Source organism: Sphingomonas baiyangensis (assembly GCF_005144715.1).
Taxonomy (GTDB): Bacteria; Pseudomonadota; Alphaproteobacteria; order Sphingomonadales; family Sphingomonadaceae; genus Sphingomonas; species Sphingomonas baiyangensis.
The window spans coordinates 187,713-199,558 of the sequence record NZ_SWKR01000002.1; the positions used below are offsets into that span (position 1 = coordinate 187,713).

General features: G+C 69.2%; 10 protein-coding genes. 4 read left to right on the forward strand and 6 right to left on the reverse strand.

Going from position 1 to position 11,846, the window contains the following annotated elements:
• Positions 1-23: 23 nt before the first annotated feature.
• A complete protein-coding gene (locus FBR43_RS03915; protein WP_136941940.1) occupies positions 24-212 on the reverse strand; it encodes a hypothetical protein in 189 nt (62 codons plus the stop codon).
• Positions 213-300: 88 nt separating this feature from the next.
• Here FBR43_RS03915 and FBR43_RS03920 point away from each other — a divergent pair, with 88 nt between their 5' ends.
• Genes FBR43_RS03920 through FBR43_RS03935 form a run of 4 tightly spaced genes read left to right on the forward strand, consistent with a single transcriptional unit; the run spans position 301 to position 4,199 of the window.
• Positions 301-1,296 (forward strand): ligase-associated DNA damage response exonuclease, encoded by a 996-nt coding sequence (locus FBR43_RS03920; protein WP_136941941.1) that lies wholly within the window; start codon positions 301-303, stop codon positions 1,294-1,296.
• A gap of 45 nt (positions 1,297-1,341) precedes the next feature.
• On the forward strand, positions 1,342-2,235 hold the full coding sequence (locus tag FBR43_RS03925; protein ID WP_169542482.1) for an HpcH/HpaI aldolase/citrate lyase family protein: 894 nt from the start codon (positions 1,342-1,344) through the stop codon (positions 2,233-2,235).
• Between the two features lie 3 nt (positions 2,236-2,238).
• Positions 2,239-3,306, forward strand: a complete 1,068-nt coding sequence (locus FBR43_RS03930) for a CaiB/BaiF CoA transferase family protein (protein ID WP_136941942.1) — start codon at positions 2,239-2,241, stop codon at positions 3,304-3,306.
• The gene (locus tag FBR43_RS03935) at positions 3,303-4,199 is read left to right on the forward strand and encodes an ROK family protein (protein ID WP_136941943.1); all 897 of its coding nucleotides are present in this window, start codon (positions 3,303-3,305) and stop codon (positions 4,197-4,199) included. Before FBR43_RS03930 ends, FBR43_RS03935 begins: the two co-directional genes overlap by 4 nt.
• A 3-nt stretch (positions 4,200-4,202) precedes the next feature.
• Here FBR43_RS03935 and purL read toward each other — a convergent pair whose 3' ends face one another.
• From purL to wecC, 5 genes are all read right to left on the reverse strand, one after another.
• Positions 4,203-6,434, reverse strand: coding sequence for a phosphoribosylformylglycinamidine synthase subunit PurL (purL, locus tag FBR43_RS03940; protein ID WP_136941944.1), 2,232 nt, complete (start codon positions 6,432-6,434; stop codon positions 4,203-4,205).
• 63 nt (positions 6,435-6,497) lie between these two features.
• Complete coding sequence (locus FBR43_RS03945; protein WP_169542483.1) at positions 6,498-7,784, reverse strand: polysaccharide pyruvyl transferase family protein; 1,287 nt, start codon at positions 7,782-7,784, stop codon at positions 6,498-6,500.
• A 38-nt stretch (positions 7,785-7,822) separates the two neighbouring features.
• Positions 7,823-9,313, reverse strand: a complete 1,491-nt coding sequence (locus FBR43_RS03950; protein ID WP_136941946.1) for an oligosaccharide flippase family protein — start codon at positions 9,311-9,313, stop codon at positions 7,823-7,825.
• Positions 9,313-10,314: an SDR family NAD(P)-dependent oxidoreductase gene (locus FBR43_RS03955; RefSeq protein ID WP_136941947.1), complete on the reverse strand. Its 1,002-nt coding sequence runs from the start codon at positions 10,312-10,314 to the stop codon at positions 9,313-9,315. The genes FBR43_RS03950 and FBR43_RS03955 overlap by 1 nt, the downstream gene beginning before the upstream one ends.
• A gap of 211 nt (positions 10,315-10,525) precedes the next feature.
• Positions 10,526-11,830 carry a UDP-N-acetyl-D-mannosamine dehydrogenase gene (gene wecC / locus FBR43_RS03960; RefSeq protein ID WP_136941948.1) on the reverse strand — a complete coding sequence of 435 codons (1,305 nt, stop codon included), beginning with the start codon at positions 11,828-11,830 and terminating at the stop codon, positions 10,526-10,528.
• Between the last annotated feature and the right edge of the window lie 16 nt (positions 11,831-11,846).

Sequence of the window (11,846 nt, forward strand, 5' to 3'; positions counted from 1 at the left end):
CCCCACGCGCAATCAGGCCTGGATCAACGATGTTCGGCCGCTTTGTCGGCGCGATCCTGCTCGTCGTACATACGGTGCGTCGCGGCCTCGGTCCGCTCGATATCGTGCTTGGTGCCGCGATTGTGGCGCATGGCCCAGAGAATCGCGATCAGCAGCACGATCGGCCCCACGATGGTCAAAACGCCCCATAGGCTGCTCATATCGATCGCCATTTTGGTCTCCTTCCGGTTGCCCGTCCAACGTATGCTCGCCGCATTCGATCCGGCTTGCGATCATCGCGCGGCGCGCCATATCGAATGCATGGCTCTTGGACGCTGGATCGACCCCCGCCCCGAGGGCATCTACATTCCCGCCGCCGATGCATGGATCGATCCCTCGCAGCCCAAGCCGCGCGCGCTGGTGACGCATGGCCATGCCGATCATGCACGCGGTGGGCATGGCGAGGTGTGGGCGACGCCCGAGACGCTGGCGATCATGGATGCGCGCTACGGCCCGCAGACGGCGCGCCCCGTGCATTATGGCGAAAGCGTCACGCTGGGCGAGGTCGAGATCGGCTTCGTCCCCGCCGGCCATGTGCTCGGATCGGCGCAGATCATACTCGACCATGCCGGCGAGCGCATCGTCGTGTCGGGCGATTACAAGCGCCGGCCCGATCCCACCTGCGCGCGGTTCGAGCCGGTGCAATGCGACGTGTTCGTCACCGAGGCGACCTTCGGCCTGCCGGTGTTCCGCCATCCCGACACGCCCGACGAGATCGCCAAGCTGGTCGCTGCACTGCGCGCCGAGCCCGAACGCTGCGTGCTGGTGGGCGCCTATGCGCTGGGAAAGGCGCAGCGCGTGATCGCCGAGCTGCGCGCGCTCGATTTCCATGACCCAATCTATCTGCACGGGGCGTTGCAGCGCCTGTGCGACCTGTATGTCGCGCATGGCGTCGATCTGGGCGAGCTGCGCCCCGCCACCGGCGTGGCGAAGGGCGAGATGGCGGGGCGCATCGTCTTGGCGCCGCCGGGCGCGCTCAACGATCGCTGGTCGCGGCGCCTGCCTGATCCGATCACCGCGATGGCATCGGGCTGGATGCGCGTGCGCCAGCGTGCGCGCCAGCGCAATGTCGAGCTGCCGATCATCCTTTCCGACCATGCCGACTGGGACGAGCTGACCGATACCATCCTCGAGCTGCGCCCGCGCGAAGTCTGGGTCACCCACGGCCGCGAGGATGCGCTGGTGCACTGGTGCGCCACGCGGCAGATCAAGGCGCGCGCGCTCGACCTTCTGGGCTTCGAGGACGAGGACGATTGATCGCGCGGCCGAAACCGATACACCCGCGCGACAACGAACGGGAGCATGCGGGTGAGCGACGGGCAGGCGATGCGGATGCGATCCTGGCTGTTCGCCCCGGGCGACAGCCATCGCAAGATGGAAAAGGCCGCTGCCAGCGACGCCGATGTCGCGCTGTTCGATCTCGAGGATGCCGTGGCACCGCCGGCCAAGCCGCAGGCGCGTGCGATGGTGCACGATTTCCTTGCCGGCAGCCGCGCGGTTGATCGCGCGCGGCTGTGGGTGCGGATCAATCCCGTCGACGGGCCCGACGCGCTCGCCGATCTCGCCGCGGTGATGCCGGGGCGGCCGGGCGGCATCATGCTGCCCAAGGCGAGCGGCCGCGGCGATGTAGAACGGCTCGACCATTATCTGTCGGCGCTCGAGGCGGCATCGGATATCGCCATCGGCAGCACGCGCGTAATCGCGCTGGTGACCGAGACGGCGCGCGCGATGTTCACCACGGGCGATTATGCCGGCGCGCCGCGGCTGGTGGCGATGAGCTGGGGGGCCGAGGATCTCGCCGATTCGATCGGCGCCGCCGACAATCTCGATGCCGATGGCGGTTATGGGTTCACCTATCGCCTTGCGCGCAGCCTGTGCCTGCTGGGCGCGGCGAGCGCGGGCGTCGCGGCGATCGAGACGATCCAGGGCGATTTCCGCGATCTCGACGGGCTGCGCATGCGCGCCGAGGCGATGCGGCGCGAAGGGTTCCGCGGAATGCTTGCGATCCATCCCGCGCAGGTGCCCGTCATCAACGCCGCGTTCACGCCGGGCGACGGCGAGCTCAAGGCCGCGCGTGAGGTGGTCGCGCTGTTCGCTGCCAATCCCGGCGCGGGGACGATCGGCCACAACGGCGCGATGCTCGATCGCCCGCACCTTGCACGCGCGCGCACGCTGCTCGCACAGGCCGGCGAATAACCGGTGGCGGGGCCGCTCGCCGAGCTGCGCGTCGTCGAGTTCGAGGGCATCGGCCCCGGCCCGCATTGCGCGATGCTGCTGTCCGATCTGGGGGCGGAGATACTGCGCATCGGTCGCTCGGGCGGCAGCGGCCCGCGCAACGCGGTGCTCGGCCGCGGGCGCGCTGACATGACGCTCGATCTGCGATCTCCTGAAGGGCGCAACGCCGCGCTCGATGCCGTGGCGCTCGCCGATGTGCTGATCGAGGGGTTTCGTCCCGGCGTGATGGAGCGGCTGGGGCTGGGGCCCGAACCCTGCCTCGCGCGCAACCCGCGCCTTGTCTACGGCCGCATGACGGGCTGGGGGCAGGACGGGCCGCTCGCCAAGGCGGCAGGACACGACATCAACTATATCGCGCTCACCGGCGCGCTGGCGGCGATCGGGCGGCCCGGCGAACCCGCGACGCCGCCGCTCAATCTGGTCGGCGACTTCGGCGGCGGATCGATGTTCCTTGCCGTCGGCATCCTCGCCGCGCTGTTCGAGCGCGAGCGCTCGGGGCAGGGGCAGGTGGTCGACGCGGCGATCGTCGACGGGGTCAGCCATCTGATGGCGCTGTTTACCGGCTATGCGAATTCGGGCTTCCTCAGCCTCGCGCGCGAGCGCAGCATGCTGGGCGGGGCGGCGCCCTGGTATCGCTGCTATATCTGCGCCGACGGCCGCGAGATTGCGCTGGGGTCGATCGAGCCGCAGTTCCACCGCGCGCTGATCGACGCGATCGGCGCGCCCGAGGAATTGTTCGAGCGTCGCTTCGACGTCGCCGATTGGCCGCGTCAGACAGGCGTGCTCGCCGCGCTGTTCGCGTCGCAGCCCGCCGCGCACTGGATCGCGCTGCTCGAAGGCAGCGACGCGTGTTTCGCGGGTGTCCTGACGCTCGACGAAGCGGCAGCGCATCCGCACATGCAGGCGCGCGGCGTCTATGTGGAAACCGATGCCGGCCTACAACCGGCCCCCGCGCCGCGCTTCTCACGCACCCCCGGCGCGATCGGCGCGAGCGAGGATGCCGCCGCGATGCTGGCGCGCTGGCAGGCATGAGCGAGACGCCGTTGTTCGCCGGCATCGAGGCGGGCGGCACCAAGTTCGTGCTCGCAATTGGCCGCGCCGGTGGCGAAGTGATCGAGCACGCGCGGATCGAAACGGAGGCTCCGCAGCCGACGATCGCCGCATGCCTCGCTTTCTTCGACGCCGCGGTTGCCCGGCACGGTCCCGTGGGGGGTGTCGGCATCGGCAGCTTCGGGCCGGCGGGCGTGCATCGCGACAGCGCCGACTGGGGCCATATCCTGCCAACCCCCAAGCCCGGCTGGAGCGGCACTGATCTCGTCACCCCCTTCACTTATCGACTGCGCTGCCCCGCCGCCTTCGATACCGACGTCAATGCCGCGATGCTCGCCGAGCATCGCCTCGGCGCCGCGCGCGGCTGTGCGAGTGCCGCCTATGTGACGGTCGGCACCGGCATCGGCGGCGGCGCGATGCTCGACGGGCGGCTGGTGCATGGCTGGCGCCACCCCGAAATGGGGCATCTGCGCGTTGCCCGCCATACCGACGACCACGCGTTCGCGGGCATCTGCCCCTTTCACGGCGATTGCCTCGAAGGGCTGGCGAGCGGCCCGGCGATCGCCGCGCGTTGGGGCGCATCGCTGTCGGAGATGCCCGCCGATCACGCCGCGCACGAAATCATCGCCTGGTATCTCGCGCAGCTCGCGATCGCATTGCAGGCGCTGTTCTCGTGCGAACGGCTGGTGATGGGCGGCGGCGTGCTCGCGACGCCGGGGTTGCTGACGCGCATCCGCGAGCAGGCCGATGCCCTCAACGCCAGCTATTTCGGCACGCCGGGCGAAGGCGCGCCATGGATCGTCGCGCCAGGCCTCGGCGACGCGGCGGGCCTTCGCGGCGCGCTGCTCATGGCCGAGGATGCCGCGCGGCGCTGAGCCTCAGCTGGCGACCTCGCCTTCCATCAGCGCCGGGAAGAAGCTCTCATGCGCGGCGCGTAGTTCGTCGAGCGTTACGCAGAAATCGCCGTCCTCGGTCTCGAACACCAGTCGGTCGCGGATGGTGCGGCCGAGCATGTCGGCGGGCACGTCGGCGCGATCGGCATCGGCGATGAAGTCGGCGATACAGTCGTCGCACACCGTCACCACGTACACGCCCTGATCCTCGCCGAAGAACGACGCGGCGTTGCCGAAGGGCTGCACCGAATCGATCAGCGCTCCCATGCCGCTCGCCAGCGCCATCTCGGCGACTGCCACCGCCATGCCGCCGTCGGACACGTCGTGGCACGCGCGGATCGCGCGCTTGGCGATCTGCTCGCGGATGAAGTCGCCGGTGCGCCGCTCGGCCTTGAGATCGACGGGCGGGGGCGGGCCTTCCTCGCGGCCATGCAGCTCGCGCAGCCACAGCGACTGGCCGAGATGCCCGGCGCGCTCGCCGATCAGCATGATGGCATCGCCAGTGCGCCGGAACGCGATGCCGACCGACGCCTGCCAGTCCTTGAGCAGGCCGACGCCGCCGATCGCGGGTGTCGGCAGGATCGCCGAACCGCCGCCCGTCGCCTTCGATTCATTGTAGAGCGAGACGTTGCCCGACACGATCGGGAAGTCCAGCGCGCGGCAGGCATCTGCCATGCCTTCGAGGCAGCCGACGATCTGGCCCATGATCTCGGGCCGCTGCGGATTGGCGAAGTTGAGGCAGTTGGTGATCGCCAGCGGCCGCGCACCCACGCTGGTGAGGTTGCGCCACGCCTCGGCCACCGCCTGGCGCCCGCCCTCGACCGGATCGGCGAAGCAGTAGCGCGGCGTGCAATCGGTAGTGATCGCCAGCGCCTTCTCGGTGCCGTGCACGCGCACCACCGCGGCATCGCCGCCGGGGCGCTGCACCGTGTCGGCGCCGACCATGTGGTCATACTGCTCCCAGATCCAGCGCCGGCTGGCCAGATCGGGCGTTGCCATCAGCTTGAGCAGATCGGCCGCGACATCGGCGCTTTCGGGCACGTCGGTCAGCTCGGCGGGGGCAGGGGTGGCGACGTGCGGGCGATCGTAGAGCGGCGCCTCGTCGGCGAGCGGCGCGAGCGGGATGTCGCACACCGTCTCGCCCTGCCACTTCAGCACCATGCGGCCGGTATCGGTGACATGGCCGATGACGGCGAAATCGAGTTCCCATTTGCGGAAGATCGCCTCGGCCTCGCCCTCGCGGCCGGGCTTGAGCACCATCAGCATCCGCTCCTGCGATTCGCTGAGCATCATCTCATAGGGCGTCATGCCTTCCTCGCGCTGCGGCACATCGTCCATGACGAGTTCGATGCCGACACCGCCCTTCGACGCCATCTCGACGCTCGACGAGGTAAGCCCCGCCGCGCCCATGTCCTGGATTGCGACGATCGCATCGGATGCCATCAGCTCGAGGCACGCCTCGATCAGCAGCTTCTCCGTGAACGGATCGCCCACCTGCACCGTTGGGCGCTTCTCCTCGGCGTCCTCGCCGAAATCGGCCGAGGCCATCGTCGCGCCGTGAATGCCGTCGCGCCCCGTCTTGCTGCCGACATAGACGATCGGGTTGCCGATGCCCGAAGCGGCCGAATAGAAGATCTTGTCTTGATCGGCGATGCCCACGGTCATCGCGTTGACGAGGATGTTGCCGTCATAGGCGGGGTGGAAGTTCACCTCGCCGCCCACCGTCGGCACGCCGACGCAATTGCCGTAGCCGCCGATGCCGTGGACGACGCCGGCGATCAGATGGCGCATCCGCGGATGATCGGGCCGGCCGAAGCGCAGCGCGTTCATGTTGGCGATCGGCCGCGCGCCCATGGTGAACACGTCGCGCAGGATGCCGCCAACGCCCGTCGCCGCGCCCTGATAGGGTTCGATATACGAAGGGTGGTTGTGCGACTCCATCTTGAAGATCGCCGCCTGCCGGACCCCGTTCGGGCCTTCGCCGATGTCGATCACGCCGGCATTCTCGCCGGGTCCGCAGATCACCCACGGCGCCTCGGTCGGCAGCTTCTTCAGGTGGATGCGGCTCGACTTGTAGCTGCAATGCTCGGACCACATGACCGAGAAGATGCCCAGCTCGACCAGATTGGGCTCGCGGCCGAGTGCCGTGAGCACACGGTCATATTCCTCGGGCGACAGGCCGTGCTCGGCGACGATCTGGGGCGTGATCTGGCTCATGGCCGAAGCCCTTAGCGGCGGCCACGCGCTTCGTCACGGGGGATGTGCCGACGGGGGGGGCAGTCAGGTGAGGATGGCCCGCAGCTGTCGGCGCACCCCGTCGCCCGCCGCGAGCATCGCCGCGGCCTGTTCGCGCGCCACCGTCGCCGGATCGGCCTCAACGGTGCGCGCGCGTGCCAGCGTGCGCTCCGCCCAGCCGGCGTCGCCGATCCGTACCACGCCGTCGGCGAGGCCCAGATTGGCGAAGAACTCGGTGATCTTGAACGTGCCGATCTCGATCGGGACCACGGGCGTGCCCGCGACAATCGCCAGCGCGCAGGTATGCAGCCGGCTGCTGACGATGAGGTCGTAGCCCGCAAGCTCTTCCATGTAGCGCTCGTACGACGTGCCCTCGGGGCTCGTCGCGGGAATCAGCGCCTCGCACCGCGCCTTCCATAGCGGAATGTCGGTGGCCCATTCGTTGCTCGTCAGCACGAAGCCCGGATGCTCGCGGCCGAATGCGGCGATGAAGTCGGTCACTTCGTCGACCAGATTGTTGTTCGCGATCTGAAGGTAGTTGAGGATCAGCCCCGCCTTTTGCGCAATGGCAGGGAGCTTCGCTTTCGGGCGATGCAGCGTGGATGCATCGGGCACCATCACCGGCGTGCGCGTGCCGCCGGCGGCGGCGTAATGCGCAACGCTCGCCTCCTCGCGCACCGCTACCGCGCGGCAGCGGTCGAACACATGGACCGAGATAGCCTGCACTACCGGGTCCTCGACCTCGAAGCTCAGGTTGATCGCATAGACCGCGGGGTTCAGCAGCTGTGCGCAGCGGATATCGAGCAGATAGGCCAGCGCGATGTCGGCGGCGACGGGATTGAACTCGCCCGCGGGGTTGACGATGACGCGGCCCGCCGCGGCGAACAGCGCCAGCCGCTCGTCGATCGCGCGGCGATACACGCCAAGGCGCCGCATCCACTGGCGCAGCTGCAACCTGCTGCGCAGCCCCTCGAAGCGCACGATTCCCGCCATCGCCTTGTCATAGCATACGCGGTTGTCGCCGATCGGCGGCGGCGGCACCGATGCATCGCGCCGAGCGACGAGGCGCTGCGCCGCGCGCTCGAACGCCGCCACCGGATCGCGGCGACGCCCGAGCTTGGCGGCGCTCAGCTGCCGCATGTACGAAGGCGCCCGCTCGATCAGCCGCAGCGGCACGTCGGGAAAGCTCTCGGCCAGGAAATCGCGAAGCGCGATCGACAGCGCCTGATTGCCCTGATTGCCCGTCGTCATCCGCGTGACCAGCACGATCTCGCGCCCGCCCGTTGCCTGTCCGCTCGTCTCACGCTCGCCCATGTCGGGAAATCTCTCCAATTGCGGTTCGCTACCGCCTTGTCCTTCAAAATCGAATGTCATCGCGCGCGCCTGCCCAGCCCCAGCCGCGCCAGCAGCGCCGCACGCATCGTGGCGAGCGCTTCCGGCAGCCATGATGCGGGAACAGCGAGGCAGGCAAGGCCCGCAAGCGCGAACAGCGCGAGCCGCAGCAGCGCATCGGCGAGCGGGGATGCTACCGTCCGGGCAATCGCCTCGCCTGCCGTTACCAGCGCGGCCATCGCCAGCAGGCCCGGCAGCATGTGCGCCAGCCGCTCGCCGAGACTTCCCGAATGCGCCGTCTCGGCATTGCCGAAGCGCGCGAACGCCGCGACATAGACGCCCGCCGATACTGCGCCCGCCACCCAGGCGATGCCGCGCCCGCCGAATGTGAGCAGGCAGGCGCCGATCACGCCGAGCAGCACGAGCTGACGCACCACCAGCAGGCGCTGGCTGCCGATCGAGGCAGATACGCCATCGTCGAGCATCCGCGCGATCCGCGCGGGGAAGCTCAGCGCGAGGATCGCCAGCACTGGCGCCGCGCCGGCCCAGCCTTCGCCCAGCAGGATCGCGATCACCTCGTCGCGGAACACGACAACGAATGCCGCGCACAGCCCCGCCGCGAGCACGATCGCGCGCAGCATCTGGAGCGCCGCCGCGCGCGTCGGCCGGCCTGCGGCACGCAAGCCCAGCAACGCCGCGCGGATCGGGTTCTCGATCGCCGCGAACGGCTCCTTCATCTGCACGTTGATATTGTAGGCGCGGCTGTAGAGCCCGGTCGCCGCGGGCGTAAACCAGGCGGCGACGAAGAAGGTGTCGATGTTGGTCCACAGCCAGGCGAGAAAGCGCGATGCCGCACCGCTCGCGCCCGATCGGCGCATGCCCGCCAGCGTGAAGCGGCGCGGCCACGCCAGCCCGATGCCCGCGCGCTGCGCGAACAGCAGCGCAGCACCCAGCATCGAGGCGACCTGCCCGATGATGAGCGACCACAGCCCCGCGCCAGCCATCGCCAGCGCCACCGCGATCGCCATATACAAGGCCGACGACGCGACCGAGATCGCCGCCACTGCCGCATAGCGATGCTGGCGACGCAGCACTGCCGTGCCCGCCACGAACCATATCTGCGCGAAGAATGCGGGAATAACGCCGCGCAGCGCCATCGCCAGCCGCTCGAAGCCCAGCGCGCGTTCGAGCAGCGGAGCCGCGAACCACAAGGCAATCGCCATCGCGCCCACGCCCGCAATCGCGCTCCAGATCAGGCTGCGCATCCCGTCGGCAGTCAGGTCGTCGTTGCGCAGCGCGGGAAAGTCGATTGCGCCCTCGAGCACCAGCAGCGACAGCACCGTCGCCGACACCGCTATTGCCGCCACGCCGAAATCGGCGGGCGTCAGCAGCCTCGCCAGCGCCATCATGCCGATGAGCGTCAGCAGCGTGCGGACGATGCGCGCGCCCAGCAGCCAGCTTCCGCTTACTGCAACCATGCGCTCCAGATTGCCGCCATCGCCGCGCGCGATAGGGTCGCTGCCCGCCATCAGCTGCCCGTATAGCCGCGATACCACTCGACGAAGCGCGGCACGCCCACGTCGATCGCCGTCGTCGGGCGATAGCCGAGGTCACGCTCGATCGCCGAGATGTCGGCGAAGGTGTCCTTCACGTCGCCGTCCTGCATCGGCAGCATCTGGCGCTCGGCAGGCCTGCCGCACGCCGCCTCGATCAGGTCGATCAGCCGGCCGAGCTGCTCGGAGCGGTTGTTGCCGATATTGTAGAGCCGGTGCGGCGTCACGCTGCCGCCGGCCTTGACGCTGCCGTCGTCGGCAGGCGGATGGTCGAGCGCCGCAACGATGCCGGCGACGATATCGTCGATATAGGTGAAGTCGCGGCGCATGGCGCCGCCGTTGAACACCTTGATCGGCCGTCCCTCGAGGATCGCCGAGGTGAACAGCCACATCGCCATGTCGGGCCGGCCCCAGGGGCCGTAGACGGTGAAGAAGCGCAGCCCCGTCTGCGGCAGGCGATAGAGATGCGCGTAGGTCTCGCTCATCAGCTCGTCGGCCTTCTTGGTCGCGGCATAGAGCGAGAGCGGGTGGTCGACGCGGTCCTCGACGCGGAAGGGCAGGCGGTCATTGCCGCCATAGACCGACGAGGACGAGGCATAGACGAGATGCGGCGATCCGCGGTGCCGCGCGAGTTCGAGCATGTTGAGATGCCCGGCGAGGTTGGCGCGCACATAGGCGCGCGGATTGTCGAGCGAATAGCGTACGCCCGCCTGGGCCGCGAGATGGACGATGCTCTCGAAGTCCATCGTCGCCAGCACGCCGTCGACCGCGGCATCGTCGGCCACGTCGATCGGGTGGAAGGCGAAGCGGTCGCCGTGCCGCTCGGCGAGCGTCGCCAGCCGGTCGCTTTTCAGCGATACGGGGTAATAGTCGTTGAGATTGTCGATGCCGATCACGCGGTCGCCGCGCGCCAGCAGCGCCTCGGCCACCTGCATTCCGATGAAGCCGGCCGCGCCGGTCACGAGTATCGTCGCCATGTCGCTCCGCCGCCTTGCCCGGCCGCGCTCCTAGCGCGAATCGCGGTCGCGACAAACCCGATTGTGCGGTGCGGCGGCAGACACCGGGACGAGCGCGGCACCAGCCCGCTCCCCCCCCCGGGCACCCACTAGCGTACCCTGATGGGTGGCCGGGTGGGGGAGCGGGCTGGTGCCGCCGGAATGCGCTATCAGCTCATTCTCGTAAAAATGTTCAGCTCGCCAGGCGCAACGGCTCGGCGGCGGGGTGCGCGCGCGGCTGGTCGGGCCAGATGCCGCGCGTGTCGAGCACCTGCTTCGTCCGCCGCTCGTCGAGCGGGACCGAGCGGAACACGTCGTGATCGACCAGCACGATCAGGATCGGGCAGGCGGCAAGCGCGGTGTCGATGTCGATCAGGCCGGCGCCGGTGCCATCGAAGGCGGCCGGCAGCGCGGCGGCATAGGGTTCGCACACCTGCACGCGCTCGCCGAAGCGCCGTGCGAGCGCGGCGGCCACCGCCAGTGCGGGGCTTTCGCGGAAATCGTCGATATTGGCCTTGAAGGCGAGTCCCAGACACGCGACGGGCACGCCCGGATTGGTCTCGATCAGCGCCTCGGCGCGGCCGATCGTGTAGGCGACCTTGGCGTCGTTCACTTCGCGCGCGGTGCGGATCAGCGGTGTGTTTGCGGGGTCGCCATGCACCAGGAACCACGGGTCGACGGCGATGCAGTGCCCGCCCACGCCGGGGCCGGGCGACAGGATGTTGACGCGCGGATGGCGGTTGGCCAGCCGGATCACTTCCCACACGTCGATGCCCAGATTGTCGGCAACGACCGAAAGCTCGTTGGCGAAGGCGATGTTGACGTCGCGGAAGGCGTTCTCGGTCAGCTTGGTCATCTCGGCGGCGCGCGCGGTGGTGGTCACGCAGGCGCCACGCACGAAGCGGCGGTAGAATTGCAGCGCCTTGCGTGCGCAGCGCGGGGTGATGCCGCCGATGACGCGGTCATTGTCGATCAGCTCGACGAGGATGCGCCCCGGCAGCACGCGCTCGGGGCAATAGGCGATCGAGATGTCGGCGATGCCGGCATGCCCTTCGATGCCGGGCATCGAGAGATCGGGGCGCAGCGCCGCCAGCAGGTCGCGCACCTTCTCGGTCGTGCCGACCGGGCAGGTCGATTCGACGATCACCAGATCGCCGCGCTTGAGCGCGGCGGCGACATTGGTCGCGGCCTGCAGCACATAGCCAATATTGGGCGCGTGATCGGCGTCGAACGGCGTCGGCACCGCGATGACGAACACGTCGGCGGTGACGATTTGCGTCGAGGCGCGCAGATTGCCGCGCGCCACCACGCCCGAGACCAGGCCGTCGAGGTCGATCTCCTCGATATGCACCTTGCCCGAATTGACCGTGGCGACCACCTGCTCGCTCACGTCGATGCCCGTCACCTGCGCGCCGCTGCGCGCGATGACGGCGGCGGTGGGCAGGCCGATATAGCCAAGGCCCAGCACGGCCACCTGCAATTCGGCTTCGTTGGGCATCGCGCGCGGCTCTCCG